This window comes from Citrobacter sp. Cpo015 (assembly GCF_030333035.1).
GTDB classification, from domain to species: domain Bacteria; phylum Pseudomonadota; class Gammaproteobacteria; order Enterobacterales; family Enterobacteriaceae; genus Citrobacter; species Citrobacter portucalensis.
Genome location: NZ_JAOWGS010000035.1, coordinates 157,347 through 176,743, shown reverse-complemented (window position 1 = coordinate 176,743; position 19,397 = coordinate 157,347). Strand labels below are relative to the sequence as shown.

The window sequence follows — 19,397 nt, the reverse complement described above, 5'->3', positions numbered from 1 at the left end:
TTTATTTACCTTTAATTAATCACATACCAAGTGTTATTCACCTGTTTCCGCATATAACGAATGATAAAATTACCAACGTTACTGCTACCGCCAACCATATTAAAGTTGTACATGGCTGCACCATCTGTCCCTCGTGGATACCCCCACCCATCACGAAATCCAACTTCAGCAGGTGCTGTCAGGTCGATATTCTGGACAAAGTTCTGCAATACCCATTGTTGTGTGGCGTATGCCGATAAATCAGTAGCTGGCGGCGGGTTTATAGGTGAATAGACTCGATTACCTTTGTCATAAATGCCGACTGTGCTATCTACTGCGCCAAATACAGCCAGATATCCATGAATTGATGTACTACCATCTCGACTAATGGTTAATGGATTTGATGCCCACGTACCTTCTTCATCATAAAAATGAATATCAAATCTGTCCTGATAATAACCATATCCGCAAGCCAGTATTCCTTTATCATCGCCGTTGTATATTAAGTGGTTAGCGCCAGATCTGGGCTGAGATAATGAAAATGAAAGTTGCCCCTGTAAATTACCTCCTGTTATTGGAAACGCGCCAACATCTCCGGGCGTTGGCTTGTTTGCGGTATTGAAATCGCGGCGCCAGGTAGCCGGATACCCCCCACCATGATTAACGTAGGTAAACTGAGCATTTACAACACCAGTTGTTGAGGCAGTTGGTGTCGTGACACGAATGGTCATCGCATCACGAACGCCCATAACCTCAACGACCGCACCGGCTAACTGGATATTTCCGCACCCTGTATCAGTAATGGTTCGGTTATCACCATAAGACCACGAACCTTTACACATCCAGTACGGATGATTAAATGCTCCCTGAGATTCCAGCCAGGCGATAAAATCTGCTGTTGTCCAGTTTCCACCCCCGCCTATGCTTACAGTTCCGCTGAAAGCCCGCGCAGCTCCGAGATTACGCACAAACCAATCCGGTTGTGGTACGTCCGCGCCGTTCTGCTCTTTTTGCAGTGATCCGGCAGCCTTGTTAACCGTATCCTGCAAACCAATATTTTGAACAAACAACGGCGGGTTCGGGATATCGGCACCATTACGCTCTTTTGCAAGACGCGCGTTTGCGTTATCCATCGCGATTTTAACTGCTTTCGGCGTTGCGGCCTGTTCTTCACTGGTGCTGTCTGTCGCACTGCTTAACCGGGTGAATCCCTTCTCGCTGGTCGTGGCATCAGGGTGATTACGCGATTGCTCATGCTTTTTCAGCGCATCACTGGCCTGTTGTTCGTTCAGCGTCCCTTTTGGCCGTAAATCCGTGATATTGCCATTCACATCAATGCTGGCCACGGCAAAAACATAATGCTGTACGCCGTTCTGCACGTAATCTGCCAGGCTTTCCGCCACGGTGATTTTGTTCTGAACATTCCAGACACTGGTCAGTGCTCCCGTCCAGCACACATCCAGCCAGACTTTGACCGGCTTTGTCGTCACGGTGATATTCTGATTGTCAGCCAGTGACGTACGCAGTCCCGCCACATAGCCGGTGCCTTTGGTAACAAAGAACTGATTGCCCGTTTTACCGACCAGCCAGCCATCGCCAAAGAATGCCGCAGCGCCGTAAATATCCGTATTTTCCAGGCGCTGGCGTTCATCCATTCCGACCATCCGCGCCGTGAAGTCAATCTGCCAGGTTTCAGCCGGTGTATTAATCCCGGTTTCAGTCTGTGCGCCGTTGTACTCCATCAGAAACGAACGGGTAAGCACATTCCCCTGCTGCCCTTCCGCTGTTTTCAGCTTTTGCTGTAAGGGCGCATGAACAATCATGGCCAGGGTGCCGCTGGCCTTATTCAGCAGACCGATCCAGTTAAAGCTGAAATCACCCACATCAGCGCCCAGAACGGCGGAATACACCACCCCGTTTTCATTCACCACGCCAGTGCGGGTAACAGGCTGCCGGTGCACAATCTGCTCCACTTGCGGCATTGCTTCACTGCGATCAACTGGTGTATCCGGGTTTAGTCCTGGTACATTCGCAAACACAAATTCATCCAGTAACACCGGCTCGCCGGTTGCACCCTGCCGCGCTTTCCAGTGTTCAAACGCCAGCGTGATAGCTGTCTGTGACATAAAAAACTCCTTACAAACCTGCGCTGAATGTCGCGCTGTGGGTTTCCGTCCCTGCTAACGAAGCCGGATAAACCACATATTCCCCCTGATCCCATCCGGCTCTGATGGCCATTTTTTCCGATGTGATCACCTCAAACTGATAGCGGCGGCATGTTCGCCCGTACTGCCTGATTATCTGGATAAGCAGCTGCGTGTTGTCTGCTATCTGGCTGTCCGTCACACGAACCAGGATCACATCCCAGTCAATACCCGGCTGACGCTCCCGCAGCTCCACATATCCAATGCCCAGCCGTTCAAAGATGTTGATAAATCCCTCTACGGAACCGGCATCACGGGCATTGACAAAGGCATACGCCACACGCTTACGAAACAGACTCAGTGGCTCACCATCAAAGCGGGTTATGTCCCGGTCATACGCCAGCAGGTTCAGTAATGCCGGTGTGCAGGTGAGCGGATCAAACTGGTTCAGTGGCCAGGTTATCCAGCCGTAAACCTCCGCCCAGAATCGCCGCGCTGTTTTCAGCAGCTTGTTCGGCTCCCCCTGATTCATCCAGGAAGGAAGCACCATCCCGGCCAGCTTTTTCATGAACTCATTCATTCTCAAGACTCACTACCAGTGACTTCAGACGCGGCACATTCAGCTCACTGGTAATGTCACCCAGTGAAAAGGACAGCGAATCCGCCAGCGCAAAGGTTTTGTGGATCTCCCGTCCCAGCTGAGAAAACGAGAACCGCGAATATGGCCACGTCTTTCTGACGTCAAAATCAGCGTTTTCACGAAAAGCACAGCGGATCATGTTTTCAATCCCGTCCTTCAGGCTGTTACGTTCGTCGTCTGTCAGGTTGGCCAGATTTCTGACGTACACCGTCACCGCCAGATCGTGGCGGGTTTCCGGCATGGCATAACACTGCATATCGTCGCCGTGGCCGTGGTGTCCCTGCGTGTTGATGTAATCATTCACCGCATTCACGAACGGTGCGGAAGCCACCCCACTGTCCAGCAACAGATAGGCGTTTGCGGTACCCGGTCCCCTCGGCGCTTCATGCTCAAAGAAAATCCGGTCAATACTCAGCCCGGCAACACCGGCAATCATTGAACGGTAAACCGCATCCGTGTGGTAATTGCCCACCAGATTGAACTGGTTGCGGCAGCGTTCACGCAGTTCATCATCGCTTTCCTCATCGGCACCCGGCACCGTCAGCCAGTTTTCCTCGCTGGCCACATGGCTGATACCATCCACGGCCACAGGCAAAATGCGGTAATACCCTGGCGCAAGGTTATAGGCTCCCCCGGTTCCGGTGGCTTTCACCGGCAGCAATGCGCTGGCCGTGCCGGAAGGGATCACCACATCGGCTGTGGTCGCCAGTTCGTACACCCTGCCGTTAATGCGTTCAGTCTGGATAACCGTTCCGGCCTTCACCGTCACAACAGCTTTGGCATCCTCCTTAAAGAAGCGGATCACACCCTGCGCAGCGCTGGCCGGTTTCGCCGTCACGTTCACCGCCCAGGCCAACAGGCGCAGCATGCTCCCGCTGGCCGTGGCCACAAACATATTGGCCAGCACCGTGGACACCAGAACCTCTTTCAGCCACATCACCGGCGCAGTCACAATGGCCGTAATTAACCGCCAGAATGGTGACATACGGGATGTGTTAGTGATCATGCCCTCCTCAGCCGCAATCGCATTAAAGCGATCCCGCACTTCAGATTCCGTCACCGGCATCCCGCTGGCCTTCACCACTTCCTCAAAATCAACCTGCGGTTTTTCCGTCATAAATCCACCTGCGCAGATATGCCGCCAAAGTCATAGGTGCTGGCCGTTATCCATAATCGTTTCTGGCTTTCCTCACTGATTTCCACTGTTCCCGGAATAATCCGTTCATCATCTTCAATCAGTAACTCCATACGGGTAAAAATATCTGCCCGCATTGTTGGGCTGCGTTCGGCAATCAGTTCCGTTGCCAGCCCGCTTTCAATAATGGAATGAATAATGTCCTGTCCGATACTTTTACGGTTATTACACAGTTCAGGTTCATATCCGGTATTCAGAACAAAATCGCCGCCCTGAATAAGCAAATCAATATAAAGGCTCTCACTCATGCGCCCAGCTCCTGAAATTCCATTAACTGACCGGGTGTAATCATTTCTTTCGGATAAATGTTTACCGTGTCAATTTTCCGGCTATTGTCGGTCACGGACTTAGCATTACTGTTAATCGTTTTGGTAATTCCGCCCTTCTCAATGCCTTTTAATTCGCCTCCGGTTAAAAGCCTGTCTGGGGTGAAACTATTTTGCGTCACCGCAGGAAGTGCGCCTTCAGCTTTCGCGGATTGTTTTAACTCCGGTACCGGATACACCGCTGTTTCATTTTTAGGGATACCTGCTGAAGCAGCGCCCGCCAGTTCAATATCAACACCCGGAATATTATTTAATTTACTTACAATCCAGTTCCATGATTTCAGAAAGCCGTTTTTAACCGACAGCCAGACATTATCAAACAATGACACAATGCCCATGGCCAGTCCGCTTAATGCCTGAGAAGGAGAAAACCCGGTCAGCATGGAAATAAAACTGTTCCAGCCTTCGCTGATAAACTGCCAGGCTGAAGCAAACACACCGGCAAGCCATGCCACTACCCTGGCGCATGCCTGAAATGCAGCGGTATCCATGACCGCGTTCTTTACCGTGTCCCAGTGTTTAATCAACAGCCAGCAACCGGCAGCAAGCAAGGCAACGGCACCAATCACAAGCAGGATCGGCCAGCTCATCAGATTGATACCTATCCCGGCCATCATTGCCGCCATACGAACCGCCAGCAACGTACCGCGCAGAAATTTCAGCGTGGCGTTCCAGGCAACCACGGCAATGTTCCCCAGCCAGACAGTGGCGGTGTAGATTTTCGTGACGGCCGTCAGCGCTACCCAGATCCCGCGCAACCCCATCATGATGAATCTGGAGACACCCATCACAATATTGGCGACTGCCCCCACAGCTGCAAAGCTGAGTAAGGCCATTGCCGCATACCCGACAACACGCGCAATGTTGGGAAACAGCTGCATCCAGCGGGCAAAGGTCTGTCCCATATCAGCCAGGCGGTTCAGAACCGGATAGAGCACCGGGATCAACGTCAGGCCGATTACGGTCTGGATAGCCTTCAGGATTGCGACAAACCGATCCCACGGCTTCACCATTTTCTGCGCCATTTCCTGGGTACGCTTCAGACCATCAGCACCGCCCAGTTCTGTGATATTGCGCTGAAGCAGCGCCACATTACCGTACAGGTGTTTTACCACTGCCGAACTGTCACCAAATGCCGCATCCAGTTCAGCCTGGGCTTTCATGTTCCCTTCCAGGCTTTTGCCATACTTGCCCTGTAACTTGATCAGCATTTCAGGCATGGACAGCATTTTGCCGGTGGAATCCGTGAAGGACATCCCCAGCTTTTTACCGCCCTCAATGGCTCCGGTCATAAAGCCTTCATAAGCGCTGCTGGCTTCCGTGCCCAGTGTCCGCTGAAGCTGTCCCAGCACGGCCAGCTGTTCATCCAGCCCCACGCCGTAGTTAGTACCCACGCCGCGCGCCCCTTCCATCAAATCCTTGATAGCGGCCATTTCCGTGCCAAAGGTTTTGCGCATATACACCATTTTTCCGGCCAGCTGTTCAGCAAACTCAACTTTGCCCAGCCGGTTGGCATCGGCGGAAAAGTTACCGAACATCTGCCCCATAAACTCAGCGGTTTCCGCAGCGGTGGATTTAAGCGCAAACGCCAGGGTATTAGCGACTTTCGTCACTTTCGGCAGCTCATTCCCGGTCAGCCCGGCAATAGAGGCGTTTATACTTTCCGTGGACTGTACAAACTCCACTGCGCTGGCGCCGTAGGTCGTACTGAAGCGCAGCGCATCACGCTGAACGGCCTTAAGCGCAGAATCATCGATCCCTTTTGCGGCCGCATCATTCAGCGCGTCATACATTTCAATGGCGGGCATCAGCACACCTTTAATGGCCATCCCTGTACCCGCCAGCGCCAGAACACCGCCGCCAATCTGCATAAAGGCTTCTTTTGATTTTTCAGCAAAGCCCGTTACGTTGCCCTGCGCCTGTTTTAACGGGCGGGACAATTTATCAATAAGGCTTAATGTAAAATCTAACTGTTTCATTCAGTGCCTTTAAATGCTTTAGCCACACCATTAGCCACGGCTATTCCCGTATATTCCCAGTGACGGTTATCCAGCCATATAGCGGCAGCAATATCGTCAACAGAATCCTGACCATGTGGTAAATAATGACGACGGAGAATTAAATACTGTTCGAGTCCATTTCGTTCAATATCATGGACTCGCTTTGTCAGTTTTTTACTTCAATCTCCAGTTCCGGCGCGTAAATATCATTAACCTTACTGACCAGTTGCAACGCTGCACCCGGACGTTTTAATACGTCAATCAGTGCTTCTTTCGTTTCCGGGGTAACAATACGCATCAGATAATTATTTGCAGGTGCAACTTTATTATCCATCGCCATTTCATTAATCAGTTTATTGTAGGCAGTCTGATTAGGTTCAAAAACAATATCTGCACCACAAACACACAGTTTAATTTGTTCCATAAATAACACGCTCTCTTAAATTAATTTCATCAACTAACTGATTATGACGCGCTGCACACTGACCATATATTTCAAGGTAAACAGTCAGCAGTTCCGCTGCATCTTTACCTGTTGCCCCGTTCAGGCGCGGCAGCTGCGTGGCGCATCGTGTTTTCAGGTTTTCCTGATAATGCACGTTCGGTACCGGCGACGGCGCTGTTGTACATGCTGACAAACTCATCAGACAGGCACCTGTTAGTAAAAACCGGCTTAAGCACTTCCGTGCGGATCTCTCGCGGTTGCGCATTTCTTAGCGCCTCCAGTTTATCTTCCAGCTCCCTGGCGGAATCACTGGCAATGCCCTGCATCACCTTTCGCGATTCATTTCCTGCCACCTGCGCCGCCGTGTTGATTGCCAGCTCCAGACTGTCGCGCCGCCAGTCAGCGGTCAGCCAGCCCCACACAAACGCCAGCGCCACCACAACCAGCCACTGCGCGTGACTCATCAGCGCACCCCGTTATGTTCCAGGCTGAAATGATTACCATCCGGTCTGGATTTGAAGCGCCCGCCCCAGCTTCCGCCCAGTGATTCCCAGTATTCACCCAGCGGCAGATAGTCCTCTGTACGGGTCTGGTACTGACCATTAACAAACAGGTTAAAATCCACGGCCAGACGCTGGGTGTGCAGACTGTTCGAAATACCGCTGCCCTTCTTCGCGTTCAGCGCCGCCTGTTCCGGGGTGCGGTACGCTTCGCCAAACGTCAGCCGGTAGCCGCGTTCTTCCGCCCAGTGGATCAGATTGGCCACCATGACAGTAAACAGCTGCTGCTTTTCACTTAACGTCACTTGCTGCCCCCTTTACCTAAAAAATCGATCCCCTTTCGGCGCAGCCAGGCTTCAACGCCATTCAGACCGAGAATACCCAGCGCGGAACCAATCCCGGCGAGCGCCAGTGGATGAATATCCGGGACAAAGTACAGTGCCACCCCAGCCGCAACCGACAGGGCGCTACCGACAATGACGCGCCCCGCAACCAGCCGCAGAGTTATCGGCTCCCCACTGCTCAACATTTTGCCCAGCGCAATCAGCGCCCCCATCACCGCCAGGGCAATAAACCCTTTCTCATAGTCCTGCATCCCTGCCCCCTATCCGATCAGGTTTTCCGTGGCTTCCGCTTCCAGATACGGCACACCGTTGATGTTCACGAACTTGGGACTGGTCACAAAATATTTGATTTTGTGCGTCGCCACACCGCCGCCCTTTGGATCGATATCCAGCAGATTACTTAGCTGGAGTTTGTTGCCGAACGATTCCACTTTCATTTCTTCGCTGCCCGCTTTGGCATAGAAAAGAAAATCCAGCGGCGGAATACCACGCCATGAACCTGCGGCGCGGGCTTTGGCCGTCAGTACGCCCAGCACTTTGGAACTGACTTCAATTTCTCCCTCTGCGGCCACATCGCCATCAACATGACCATCCGGCACACCACGGGTCTGGGCGGCAGCGCTGTTATCCGTGATATCGAGTGTGATTTTCTCTATGTGGATGAGATCGCCGTCAAGATAGGTATCAAACGACATACCCGAAATACGTTTACTCATGCAGCGCCCTCCAGACTGGCATCCAGTAACAGACTGATGGTGATTTGCAGCGGGACTTCCCAGGTGCGTACCACCAGATAAATATCCACCGTCTTTTTGTTCTTCCAGACAATGGTCACATCACCATCCTGCGGCGGCTTCACTTCCCCCGGAAATGACACGCCATTGATACTGGCCGCCGTGGACATTTCACGCAGTGGGCGTGCAAACAGCGTCTGGTGTGCAGCAATGCTGCCCGGTGTGCTGTTCAGTGAACGATCCGCAATTTTGCTGATAGCCAGCAGACGTACACGACGCGCCGCTTTATCGGCAACACGCAGGGTTTCAATCGACTGGTAATCGCCGCCTTCCACATCCAGCGTCCGCCCGTCAGCCCAGTAAAAACCGTCATAGTCCGGGTACCACATCGGCACACTAAAGCGCTGGGCTTCCAGTGCCTGAAGCGTGGCCAGCTCCAGTACCGCCCCGGTACCATCAACCGGCATTTCATCACTGCCCAAATTCAGCAGCGCCCCGGTTTTCACACGAGCAGGACTGTCTGCGATAGTCACGGCACGACTGCAAAGACGGCCAGCCAGCACACCCGGCTCATTTCCCCACAGACGCGGGACCAGCTGCACGGCCTTCTCTGCAATACCGTCCTGAATGGCAGACACACGGGTCAGGTAATCCGCCTGGGCTTCTTCTTCCTGCATTCCCTGCACGGCCAGGATGAACCACACCCAGCGCCCATATTTAGAAATCAGCGTGGATCGTAACGTCGCCGCCTGATTCACCTGGGCTTTTGCCGTCACATCACTGGACAGCACCACCCCTTCCACCGAACACACCACCTGTGCGGCCAGTACCGCTTTTACCCAGGCATCGTCCTCAGCATCTGCGGGCAGCACATGCATAAATGCCCACCAGTTCTGACCGGCGTTTGCCAGTGCCGCCAGAACATCGTTTTTCAGCGGGCTTTCCCCTTCTCCCAGCAGTGCATCAAAATCACTCTGGGCATTCACCGCCAGCGTTTTCCCCACATTTTTGGTACCCGTACCGATAAACAGCAGCGTGCGTTCCACTTCATTGGTTTCACCCAGCAGCTGGTTTACCTGGTTCACGGTCACGTTTGGCCAGGTCATGTTTTCCCCTTAATATCCTGCGCCTTAACATCCCAGCCAAAGCCGATGGCCTGAAGCTGACGCGCCAGCGCGTTATCAAATTCATCGTCACTCATGCCCAGAAAGACACGGGCAGGAAGATCCACTGTCCAGCTGGTTTTCACCGCTTTACCGCTGAGTTTTCGAATCAGTAGCCCCGCCCGGCTGTATGGCATCGTTTGGGTTAACTCGCCCAGCGTGGGCTTTTTCCAGCGTTTACCGGTGCGTACCCGGTACCCCAGCGCCCGCAGTTTTTTGGCCTGGGCTGGCGTGGCCATTTTTCCGGCCTCCACCTTCCGTGGCTGGCTGCGACGGCTGACACTGACGCGCATCCCGTTTTGTTGCGCATATCCGACTGTCCCGGCCGGTACCGGCGTTTCCCCGTTCCGGTAGCCACCACCCTGCAAATAGATCCGTACCGCCTGAATTTCTGGCATTTCACGGATATGCAGCAGTTTTGGCAGGTTCCGCAGCATCTTCCCTTTGCGCTTCGTTTTACGCCCCGGCCACTTCTGGCCATCCGGTGCTTCCTGATTGCGAACGTGCCGTTTTGCTGCGGCAATCACGCCATATTTGGCCAGCCTCCAGATAAGACGCTGGCGCTTTTTGGGCGGCAGCTCCATGCTGGCCAGTGATTTACGCAACTCTGCCAGCTGCTTTTTATTCAGCTCGCCACCGGCAATCATTCGTTACCGCCTACCGGCGCACCGGTTTCATCCACGCCATAAATATTGGCGGTGATCGCTATCCAGACTTCAGGGTTAACCAGCGACCAGCGTTTCCCCTGCCACGGGATCACCCCGTTTTCGTCCTCCCTGATCACCAGTTCTTCCGCCATTGGTACCGTCAGCACAATGGTGGCGGTTTCTTCATCCTCCACTGACACATCCCAGTCCGGTTCAGCTTCAGTCAGGCCGACTTCATCCAGTAATTCCCTGTCAGCCTCATCCAGCCACGCGGCCAGCAGCGACATAAGCAACTGCGGCGGACACAGGCGATACGGGAAACGCTGCCAGCTGATTACCGCGTCATAACGAATCACCGCCTGGCGGTACTGCCCCAGCCCGTAATCCTTCGCAGCAGGGATGAACTTCATTTCATCCAGCACACTGTCAAATGACTGCATGGCGCGCGGCGGCACGTTTTGCTGAAAAAATGCAGTCAGGCTCTCAAGCTGCGTCTGGCTCATACTTTTTTCACCGTTGCCCGTTTCAGTCCCTTCATGCGGCGGATCACCACTGAAGCCTCAGCCAGTAACCCGGCGCGGGTTTCCATACTTTCCTGTCCCGGATGGGTTTCACGTCGCCCTACAGTGGCGAACTCCCCCAGCAAATCCGCTTTTGCCCTGGCAAATACCGCTTTCATGTACTGGGCGCACAGGCTGTTAAGCCCGCCCATTTTTACGCCCGGAACATCTGCTGCCAGCGTGTGGCCTTTTGCTTTCCAGCTGGCCTCCACGTTTTCCAGCTCGGCATTCACCTCCGCGACTGCGGCCAGCAGCGCCTGACTGATGGTGTCCGCGTCGATATCGGCTGGCAGTGACCGCTGCGCCTGAAAGTCCTTCAGATTCAGATCCGGCCAGAACCCGTTATTCGTCAGCGGTTCATCCTGATAATCCAGCGGTTTTCCGCTAAACATAATTCCCCCGAAAAAGGCGGACTGACCGGTTTCCACGGCACAGTGACACATGGAGTGTTCTGCCCTCCACCGCGTCCGCCTGGCTTGCGGTAGTCTTTACCCCTGCGTCAGTTTTCGGATACGGGCGGCAATCGTCTGCCGTGCCGTTCTGACGCCGATTTTTAAATAGTATTTTTCTGCGGTGGCCAGCAGTTGATCGGCTTTCTCCAGCGTTTCAATGTCGTCCACACTCGCGGCCGTTGTCTGGCCATCTTCGCCGCGCAGCAGCTCCAGCCCGGCAAATTTGAACCACTTGGCCGTAACCTGTTCATGCAGCCGCCAGGTACTGGCGACACGCTCAAATGTGCGGGAAAAATACGGCTCAACACTTTCCCCGCGCCCTGATGTTTCCTGCGCCCAGGCCAGCATCGTATCGGCCACGAACGTGGGAAAATTACTGCGCAACCGATCCGGGGTTGCCTGCTGCTGGCTGATTGCAATATCAGCCCAGTCCAGCGCCTTATCCAGATCGCCCACGTCAAACAGCCAGATAACACACCAGGCAAATACCGGGTTGGCGTACACCTGCCCGCTTTCCAGATACGCTTCCACAGTCGGTGTCCAGCGCGGCAGCAACACATCCCGCTTAAACTCAACGCGATCCGCGATTGTTGGCAGGTTACGGGCATGCTCCACATCCGTTTCCAGCGCCTTAATCAGCAGGTGCATGCTTTCCGTGGTTTCCAGTGCCTGGCTGCGTTTCAGCTTTTGTTCCATCGCAATGCGCTGGCTGTGACGCTGCGCGGGAGAAAGTGCCATTTATCAGCCCTCTGCTGGTTCGGAAACCTTGCCAATGGTTACGGCAGATTCATCAATGGCCGCGTACAGCTCCGGCACTTCAACCGCGTAGCCTTCGTTACGCAGGTATTTGTTTTCGAACTGCTTACGGTCTTCAACAAATTCCGCCTTACGCATGCGGGTGTTGCGCTGGGTGTAGATATGCAGATTAGAAAGTGGCGTGACGACCATACGTTTACCCGGCATAAACGGCGGGATAACAGCAGGACGGCCAGCAATAGTACTGCCCAGCATCTGCGCCGCGATTTTCTCAGTCGGGCGGTCTGCGGCCTGATACAGTCGGTATTGTTCAGCAGCAACCAGATCGGCACCAACCAGAACCACCAGGCGCGGGTCATTGCGGAACTGGGCAGGAATCTTGGCGTTAATCAGGTCTGAAGCCATTGCATCCAGTGACTTGTAATCCCCGGCTTCATCCAGCACGACCGGATCGGTCATAATCTGATTACCACCCAGCAGCGTTTTCATACGCTCATGCCAGCCGATGTTGACATCTTCGCCGTTCGGGTTATCCGTTGGATTCGTCGTTTTGGCACGGCTCTTACCGTTAAAACCAATACGCAGCATATCCAGCGCAAACGCCTGTGTGGTAAACGCCTGGACCAGGTTGTAAAACTCGTTTTCGTCCTTACCGGCATTGGCCCAGACCGAAAGCAGATCCCAGCGCAGTGCGGCGCAACTGTCCGTTTCAACCAGTGAATAGTCATTGCCATCCACGCCAACCTGACGAACAAAGCGGCCATTTTCACTGCGGCCGGTATGCAGCACGGAGGAACCGACAGAAATCACCTGGCCACTCAGCTGGTCAACATCCAGACAGGTGATCATGTTCAGGAACTCCACGGACTCCAGCAGCGCCAGACGCAGCGCGTTTTCCTGCGGGTCATTCAGGGAGAAATAACGACTGGTATCACGTGCGCCAAACTGCTGCGCCATACCACTCGAATATTTATCCAGTAAATCCCGTGCACGATTATTAAGGTGCATAAAACTCCCTCGCGATTAAGCGATAATAAAAATGTTTTGTACTAATTAACGTCAGAACGTATTACAGGAAATTAAATTTACCCGCTTTTTCTGAAATCTTACGCCCCGGTGTACGGGTGGATTTATTACCCAGATCGTTAAAACGTTTAACGATATCTTTTGCATTATCACGAATAGCCGCAAATTCTTCGGTATCGACCACTTCCGCAATGGTATCCACATCACCCTGAACATCATTCAGCTGATTTTCAATTTTGGCCACCCGGCCTTCCAGTTCGTTTACCGCGTTGGCCAGCGCCTGTAACTTATCATCACCCTGCGCGGTATCATCAGGCGGCGTTTCATCTTCAAACTTCGGTTTAATACCAAACAATTTTTGCCAGTTCTTCATTCGTATATCCTGTTTAATTTTTCCGTCACGGGAAATCACACAACTGTAATATCCCTGCTTAGATAATTTTTTGCGCCGACTACTAAAGCGCAGCCGTGTGGTGCCAACACTGGCGGGAGTATCTGTTACCGCCAGCCCCTTGAGGTATGTACGCCCACTACCGCGCCAGTTTTCTTCCGGTTCAATCGAGAAGAACAGGAGCTGATCTTCATGGTTGGCGAATATTAATCGCATATTCGGGCAAAGGCTGACATAAAGCCGCGCCAGTCCGTCCTCACCATCATGCCAGGTGGCTTCCAGTACCTCCCCAAAATTACCGCAATCATCCTCGTGTTCTGGCCAGATTAAAGCGACATAGTGGTTATAGTCATAGGTTTCCCCCATATCGATAATCCACTGGCGTTTAATATCCCTGCCGTCAACGGTATCCCCTTCGGTAGCAACACACAGCCAGTCAGTTTTTAAATGCGACATATCTCCCCTGATTTATTCACCGACGCTGCAAATCAATTATTGCCAAATAAAACCACCACCGCATCACGCTTTATTCTGAACAGTTCGGTTATCACGTATTACCGAACAGACGCGAATTAACACCGCCGTTTTTTCATAACAGCCACGGCATAATTATCCGCATGGCTAAATACTCAGAAGAACTAAAAGGCGTTGTCCGCGCACTTTATTTGCGCCGCTATACGCCAAAAGAAATTGCATCAGAATTAAATCTGCCGAATGCGCGGATCGTTTACTACTGGGCTGAGAAATACAGCTGGGCTGATTTACTCAGCTTTGAAAGCACAGAGGAGGCAATTGAACGCCGCTACCAGCTACTGGCCAGCCGCGATAACAAAACCGATCTCGACCTGAAAGAAATGGACATGCTGATTGCCCACGCCACAAAGCTGCGTGCTCAAAGTAATAAGCATAAAGAAAAGATGGCCAGCGGCCAGAGTAACGGGCAGGCAGCTGCGCGGGACAGCAACAACGATGAACCCCGCCCCAAACGCAAAAACAGGAAAAACGATATTTCTTCTCTGACCCAGGCGGATTTTGACACCTGGGCGGAAGAACATCTTTTTGAATACCAGAAACACCTGCGCAGGAATATTGGCCAGCAGGTCAGGAACATCCTGAAAAGCCGCCAGATTGGTGCCACCTGGTACTTTGCATTTGAAGCCTTTGAAAACGCGGTCATGACAGGCGATCCGCAAATCTTCCTGTCTGCCTCCAAAGTCCAGGCGGAATACTTCCGGTCTTACATCGTCAACATTGCAGAACAGTATTTTGGCATCACGCTGACCGGCAACCCGATCCGCCTCAGCAACGGCGCTGAACTGCGTTTTCTCTCAACCAACAAAAACACGGCACAGTCCTACAGTGGCCACCTGTACTGTGACGAATATTTCTGGGTGCCTAACTTCGCCAGGCTTAACGAAGTGGCCAGCGCAATGGCAACCCATGACAAATGGCGCACCACCTACTTTTCAACGCCATCGGCCAAAACGCACCAGGCTTACCCGTTCTGGACGGGTGAAGAATGGAAACAGGGCAGTAAAAAACGCGCGGCCGCACAGTTCCCGTCCTTTGATGAAATGCGCAACGGCGGACGGCTTTGCCCGGATGGTCAGTGGCGCTATGTCATCACGATGGAGGATGCCATTGCGGGCGGCTTCAACCTGGCCAACATCGAGAAGCTGCGCAACCGCTACAACACAGCCACCTTCAACATGCTCTATATGTGCGTGTTCGTGGACAGCAAGGATTCCGTATTCAGCTTTTCAGACCTAGAAGCCTGCGGCGTGGAGGTGGATACCTGGCAGGATCACAATCCGGACGCTGCGCGGCCATTTGGTGACAGGCCAGTATGGGGAGGATTTGACCCGGCACGCAGCGGCGATTTGTCGTGTTTTGTGATTATTGCCCCGCCGATGTACGCCGCAGAGAAATTCCGCGTTCTGAAGGTCATTAACTGGAAGGGCATGAACTTCCGCTATCAGGCCAGGCAGATCGAACTCCTGTTTAAAAAATACAACTTCACCTATCTGGGAGTGGACGTTACCGGTATTGGCCAGGGTGTTTTTGACAACATCCAGCATTTTGCCATGCGCGTGGCCGTCGCCATTCGTTACGACATGAACACGAAAAATCAGCTGGTACTGAAAGCGGCGGACGTGGTGGAAAGCCAGCGTATTGAATGGGACAAGAACCTGAAAGAGATCCCGGCCAGCTTTATGGCTGTACGCCGCACCACCACGCAAAGCGGTAACGCCATGACATTTGTTGCTGACCGCAGCCAGGACACTGGCCACGCAGAGGCGTTCTGGGCAATTACCCACGCCCTGCATAACGAACCACTCAACTACGAAAACAAACCGAAATCCCGCTGGGGTGTAAGGAAAGAGGCTGCATGAGTAAAAAAAACCGCTTCGTTAAGCGCAACCCGCGCGGCGATAAGTCCAAAAAAATGAGCATCATTACATTCGGCAAACCGGAACCTGTGCTGACCACCGGCACGGATTACCGCGATATCTGGTACGACAATGCCGCCGATCACTTTACCCAGCCGATTGACCGGCTGGCACTGGCACAGCTTATCAATCTGAACGGTCAGCATGGCGGCATCATCCACGCCCGGAAAAATATGATTGTGTCTGATTATCTGGGCGGAGGCCTGACTTACGACCAGCTGGAAGCCGCAGCGTTTGACTATACAACCTTCGGGGATATTGCGATTGGCAAAATCCGCAACGGCTGGGGGGATGTGATTGACCTGGAACCTTTACCCGGCCTGTATATTCGCCGCCGTAAAGTCAGAGACAACGCCACAGACCAGCCCGGCGATTATGTGGTATTGCAGGACGGTGAACCGCAGGTCTGGCCGCAGGAAGATATCATCTTTATCAAGATGTACGACCCGCAGCAGCATATTTACGGGCTGCCCGACTATATCGGTGGCGTACACTCGGCCTTGCTGAACAGTGAAGCCGTCATTTTCCGCCGCCGCTACTACCACAACGGCGCTCATACTGGCGGCATTCTCTATACACGCGATCCCAGCATGACGGATGAAATGGAAGAAGAAATTGAACAGCAGCTGCGTGACAGCAAAGGTATCGGCAACTTCTCCACCATTCTGGTGAACATTCCTGGCGGGGATGGGGATGCGATCAAGTTCATTGAAATGGGGGATATCTCTGCAAAAGATGAATTTGCCAACATCAAAAACATCAGCGCACAGGACATTCTCAACGCACACCGCTTTCCCGCTGGGCTGGCCGGAATTGTCCCGCAGAACACCGCTGGCCTGGGGGATGTTGAAAAGGCGGAAAGGATTTACAAGAAAAGCGAAATAGCACCTATTCAGCGCCGGTTTATGACTGCCGTGAACAACGATCCCGAAATACCGGAACGTCTGCACCTTCACTTTGATTTAAGTTACACAGAATCAACGGATAAGGATGCGGCATGAGGCGAAAAAGGCTAAAATCCAGGCATCATTTAACAGCTGGAGCATGGAATATGCGAGTTCTGAAAATCGAATGCCCGGAATGCGGCTCAAAGGCTGTTATTCGTAAAACAAACCGGAAGCACCGGCAGATTGCGGATATTTACTGCGCCTGTTCAGATGTGGAGTGTGGCCATACGTTTGTGATGAACCTGACGTTCTCCCACACTCTCAGCCCCAGCGCGAAAACGGGTGATGCAATGGTGCAGAAAATACTGAATGCACTGTCACCCGATCAGCGTCAAATGGCATTAGACCTACTGAAAGCGACTCCCGCCGCCTGATAAGCCCCCTTCACGGGGGTTTTTACTTTCATATTCATCAAGTTTACTTTCCAGATCTGAAGTCAGCTCGCTTAGCCAGGCAAGTGCAATGTCCTTTTCACAGCCAGTGCAATTACTTTTGGCGATCAACCTGGTAAACAACGCAATCCGCTGCAATGCGATAGTTTCCATAAACAAATCCTGCACAAGCATCCTCCTAAAAACAGAATAACTGTATATTCATACAGTATACATTTAAGCACAAAATGTGAAAGTGATTTTTCCTGCTATTCGCTGACAAACAGTGACGTATCACAGACTTACGAGGCTACAACCACCCCGGCCACAGCTCGTGCATTGGCTCGTTTCGTGTCTCCTGTAACCGACCATTACGGTAAATCAATGCCGCCTGGCCAAATCTCAAACCACTACCCCGCATGAGAATGGCTATTTCATCGTCAGAACCTTCAAAACCCCGGCTGCGCAATTCCAGTTTTAACCGTCTGCGGGTTCCACCCTCCGTACAGTTATTGACAGAACTCCAAGGGGCGGCGTTGCCGCCAGAAAAACCCGCCTCCGCTGGCGCTTTGGCCAACTTCGCAACCTTCTGCCACTTCACCAGGCGCGTACATACCGCTGAATCTGGAACCAATGGAGAATAAACACCCTGAACGCGCTGCACGTCCTCTGCGTATTCATTACCCTGCTCAGTGATTTCATAAGCCAGACGAACAACCAGATCACGGCGAGCAACCAGTGCGCCACCCTGCGCCTGGGTGTATGCAGCCCAGTCCCCAACATCAGCAGCAGCCAGAACCGCATCCATTCGGCGGTCAGTCAGCACCTGATCACGCAACCGGCGCAACTCGCGCCAGACAGTCACCGGCGCACCACCAATCTGCTGAAACTGGCGAATGCGCCACCGTGAAGCCCATGCAGAAACGGATTTGGCCATATCCCGCAGGTTTTCCCCTGTTTCGTCGTCCTGTTCACCATCCAGCGCAAACCCATCAATGTTTTTAGAAATGTATTTGGCGATGTAACCCGTAGCCGAACCTTTGGCAGGATCGATAGCTTCAACGTGGAAGCGTGCCTTTAGCGCGTTTGGCGTTTGCAGTTCTTCGGAGTCGGTAATTCTGGCGTGATAACAAAGAATATCGCGCACGGTATCCACGTCACCAGGACGCATAAAAAGCAGCATGTGCCAGTGCGGTGTCCCATCGTGGTGAGGCTCCACCACGCGAAAACCAAAAACATGGATACCTGCACGGGAAATAGCGGCGCGGGCTTTCGCCCATACACCACATAAGTAGCGCTGGGTGTCCTGCGGGGTGCAGCCATCCCACTGCGAAACAAAGCCCCCTTTGCTGTGTACCGCATGGAATCGCGATGGCGCGGTGATGGTGTAAAACTCGCCGGCCAGCCCTTCTTCATTGGCCATATCTTCAAATCCTCTCATTCTTACCATTAGCTCACAGCGACGGATCGCCGGATTAGCAACGCTGCGGTGCACCATGCTGTCCAGTGCAATACGCAGCCCTTCATCATTCAGCAGGTCAAACTTTTTGAAGAACTCAAGGTTCCGCTTTTTCTGGTCTATCCATTCACCCAGGGTTTTACGGGACACATAAGCGCTGGCCGCTTTCTGTACTTGCCCCACTGCAATGGCCATATGCTCACGCTGCATATCCCGCGCCCGCTTAAGACGCAGATACCACCATTCAGGTGCCATCATGCGGAGGATCCCGGATTCAGCCTTACGCGTTTCCAGTTGCCCGCCATTGGCTTCATGTTCAGCCCAGTACGGCGGCTGATTGTTCAGCATCAGGGAACACGAGCATAAATGGCGGTAAGACTCCAGCGTACGGCGGCGCAGCTCTGCGGCATCGTCAGTGCTGCCCACAAACTGATCGGTAAAGTCATACAGTGACTGGGAGATCCAGCCAGATATCTGGCCAGCCAGTTTTTTGAGTTCCGGGCGGTCAAGTGACGGCAGTCGCTCCAGCGACTTACCGAAAGGAAGATCAAGTGCATCAGCGGCCAGTTTGTAACGTGCAGCCACTTTGCGCAGACGTGGCAATACATTCCCGCCGATAGTTTTACGCAGGAATGTATTGGCACGGCGACGCCCGTCACGACCAGCCAGCAGCTTTTCGTAACGGTTGCCAAAATACCCGGCTAACCAGTCGGGAATCTCATGCAGGTACTGGGAACGCCACTCATAGTCCTGTGGGTTTACAGCCCACAAACGGCGTTCTGTGATCGTTGCATCTGAAGGGGTGCCAGGCGCAAAAGTTTCACGCCGCCAGGCATTGACGGCGTGGTGTTGTCCAGGCTCCAGCATA

24 protein-coding genes are annotated in these 19,397 nt (G+C 52.9%); 3 read left to right on the top strand and 21 right to left on the bottom strand.

Annotated elements, in window-relative coordinates; genetic code table 11:
- Window positions 1-11 precede the first annotated feature (11 nt).
- The 19 genes from OGY67_RS14925 to OGY67_RS14840 form a co-directional block, all read right to left on the bottom strand.
- Complete coding sequence (locus tag OGY67_RS14925) at window positions 12-2,105, bottom strand: phage tail-collar fiber domain-containing protein (RefSeq protein WP_286574100.1); 2,094 nt, start codon at window positions 2,103-2,105, stop codon at window positions 12-14.
- A gap of 10 nt (window positions 2,106-2,115) precedes the next feature.
- The gene (locus tag OGY67_RS14920; protein WP_003838073.1) at window positions 2,116-2,703 is read right to left on the bottom strand and encodes a phage tail protein; all 588 of its coding nucleotides are present in this window, start codon (window positions 2,701-2,703) and stop codon (window positions 2,116-2,118) included.
- The gene (locus OGY67_RS14915; protein ID WP_230121676.1) at window positions 2,696-3,880 is read right to left on the bottom strand and encodes a baseplate J/gp47 family protein; all 1,185 of its coding nucleotides are present in this window, start codon (window positions 3,878-3,880) and stop codon (window positions 2,696-2,698) included. The genes OGY67_RS14920 and OGY67_RS14915 overlap by 8 nt, the downstream gene beginning before the upstream one ends.
- Entirely contained in the window at window positions 3,877-4,206 is a 330-nt protein-coding gene (locus OGY67_RS14910) for a DUF2590 family protein (protein WP_000004502.1), read from the bottom strand. The genes OGY67_RS14915 and OGY67_RS14910 overlap by 4 nt, the downstream gene beginning before the upstream one ends.
- Window positions 4,203-6,263 (bottom strand): phage tail tape measure protein, encoded by a 2,061-nt coding sequence (locus tag OGY67_RS14905; protein ID WP_286574099.1) that lies wholly within the window; start codon window positions 6,261-6,263, stop codon window positions 4,203-4,205. Before OGY67_RS14905 ends, OGY67_RS14910 begins: the two co-directional genes overlap by 4 nt.
- Window positions 6,260-6,403 carry a DUF6890 family protein gene (locus tag OGY67_RS23805; protein ID WP_370922079.1) on the bottom strand — a complete coding sequence of 48 codons (144 nt, stop codon included), beginning with the start codon at window positions 6,401-6,403 and terminating at the stop codon, window positions 6,260-6,262. Before OGY67_RS23805 ends, OGY67_RS14905 begins: the two co-directional genes overlap by 4 nt.
- A gap of 47 nt (window positions 6,404-6,450) precedes the next feature.
- Entirely contained in the window at window positions 6,451-6,708 is a 258-nt protein-coding gene (locus tag OGY67_RS14900) for a putative phage tail assembly chaperone (protein ID WP_001738732.1), read from the bottom strand.
- Window positions 6,695-6,883: a hypothetical protein gene (locus tag OGY67_RS14895; protein WP_286574098.1), complete on the bottom strand. Its 189-nt coding sequence runs from the start codon at window positions 6,881-6,883 to the stop codon at window positions 6,695-6,697. Before OGY67_RS14895 ends, OGY67_RS14900 begins: the two co-directional genes overlap by 14 nt.
- Entirely contained in the window at window positions 6,813-7,193 is a 381-nt protein-coding gene (locus OGY67_RS14890; protein WP_000017542.1) for a hypothetical protein, read from the bottom strand. Before OGY67_RS14890 ends, OGY67_RS14895 begins: the two co-directional genes overlap by 71 nt.
- Window positions 7,193-7,534, bottom strand: coding sequence for a M15 family metallopeptidase (locus OGY67_RS14885; RefSeq protein WP_000175561.1), 342 nt, complete (start codon window positions 7,532-7,534; stop codon window positions 7,193-7,195). The genes OGY67_RS14890 and OGY67_RS14885 overlap by 1 nt, the downstream gene beginning before the upstream one ends.
- Entirely contained in the window at window positions 7,531-7,824 is a 294-nt protein-coding gene (locus OGY67_RS14880; RefSeq protein WP_048225932.1) for a phage holin family protein, read from the bottom strand. Before OGY67_RS14880 ends, OGY67_RS14885 begins: the two co-directional genes overlap by 4 nt.
- Before the next feature lie 9 nt (window positions 7,825-7,833).
- Window positions 7,834-8,289 (bottom strand): phage protein, encoded by a 456-nt coding sequence (locus tag OGY67_RS14875; RefSeq protein WP_000044253.1) that lies wholly within the window; start codon window positions 8,287-8,289, stop codon window positions 7,834-7,836.
- Window positions 8,286-9,413 (bottom strand): DUF2586 domain-containing protein, encoded by a 1,128-nt coding sequence (locus tag OGY67_RS14870; RefSeq protein ID WP_239042701.1) that lies wholly within the window; start codon window positions 9,411-9,413, stop codon window positions 8,286-8,288. The genes OGY67_RS14875 and OGY67_RS14870 overlap by 4 nt, the downstream gene beginning before the upstream one ends.
- Window positions 9,410-10,117: a hypothetical protein gene (locus OGY67_RS14865; protein ID WP_048998139.1), complete on the bottom strand. Its 708-nt coding sequence runs from the start codon at window positions 10,115-10,117 to the stop codon at window positions 9,410-9,412. Before OGY67_RS14865 ends, OGY67_RS14870 begins: the two co-directional genes overlap by 4 nt.
- Window positions 10,114-10,620, bottom strand: a complete 507-nt coding sequence (locus OGY67_RS14860; RefSeq protein ID WP_048225937.1) for a phage tail protein — start codon at window positions 10,618-10,620, stop codon at window positions 10,114-10,116. Before OGY67_RS14860 ends, OGY67_RS14865 begins: the two co-directional genes overlap by 4 nt.
- Window positions 10,617-11,069, bottom strand: a complete 453-nt coding sequence (locus tag OGY67_RS14855; RefSeq protein ID WP_024143839.1) for a head completion/stabilization protein — start codon at window positions 11,067-11,069, stop codon at window positions 10,617-10,619. The genes OGY67_RS14860 and OGY67_RS14855 overlap by 4 nt, the downstream gene beginning before the upstream one ends.
- A 96-nt stretch (window positions 11,070-11,165) precedes the next feature.
- On the bottom strand, window positions 11,166-11,867 hold the full coding sequence (gene gpM, locus OGY67_RS14850; RefSeq protein ID WP_032950218.1) for a phage terminase small subunit: 702 nt from the start codon (window positions 11,865-11,867) through the stop codon (window positions 11,166-11,168).
- Window positions 11,868-11,870: 3 nt separating this feature from the next.
- Window positions 11,871-12,893, bottom strand: coding sequence for a phage major capsid protein, P2 family (locus OGY67_RS14845; RefSeq protein ID WP_003838043.1), 1,023 nt, complete (start codon window positions 12,891-12,893; stop codon window positions 11,871-11,873).
- Between the two features lie 61 nt (window positions 12,894-12,954).
- Entirely contained in the window at window positions 12,955-13,758 is an 804-nt protein-coding gene (locus OGY67_RS14840; protein ID WP_000018794.1) for a GPO family capsid scaffolding protein, read from the bottom strand.
- 161 nt (window positions 13,759-13,919) lie between these two features.
- Here OGY67_RS14840 and OGY67_RS14835 point away from each other — a divergent pair, with 161 nt between their 5' ends.
- The 3 genes from OGY67_RS14835 to OGY67_RS14825 are packed head-to-tail and all read left to right on the top strand — an operon-like array spanning window position 13,920 to window position 17,073.
- Window positions 13,920-15,695, top strand: coding sequence for a terminase large subunit domain-containing protein (locus tag OGY67_RS14835; protein WP_048225943.1), 1,776 nt, complete (start codon window positions 13,920-13,922; stop codon window positions 15,693-15,695).
- Entirely contained in the window at window positions 15,692-16,753 is a 1,062-nt protein-coding gene (locus OGY67_RS14830) for a phage portal protein (protein WP_286574097.1), read from the top strand. The genes OGY67_RS14835 and OGY67_RS14830 overlap by 4 nt, the downstream gene beginning before the upstream one ends.
- Window positions 16,750-17,073, top strand: a complete 324-nt coding sequence (locus tag OGY67_RS14825; RefSeq protein ID WP_012602735.1) for an Ogr/Delta-like zinc finger protein — start codon at window positions 16,750-16,752, stop codon at window positions 17,071-17,073. Before OGY67_RS14830 ends, OGY67_RS14825 begins: the two co-directional genes overlap by 4 nt.
- On the opposite strand, the gene OGY67_RS14820 is transcribed toward OGY67_RS14825, so the two are convergent.
- Window positions 17,047-17,244 (bottom strand): hypothetical protein, encoded by a 198-nt coding sequence (locus tag OGY67_RS14820; RefSeq protein WP_001742468.1) that lies wholly within the window; start codon window positions 17,242-17,244, stop codon window positions 17,047-17,049. The genes OGY67_RS14825 and OGY67_RS14820 overlap by 27 nt on opposite strands.
- Before the next feature lie 136 nt (window positions 17,245-17,380).
- A complete protein-coding gene (locus OGY67_RS14815) occupies window positions 17,381-19,396 on the bottom strand; it encodes a replication endonuclease (RefSeq protein WP_286574115.1) in 2,016 nt (671 codons plus the stop codon).
- Window position 19,397: the final 1 nt, after the last annotated feature.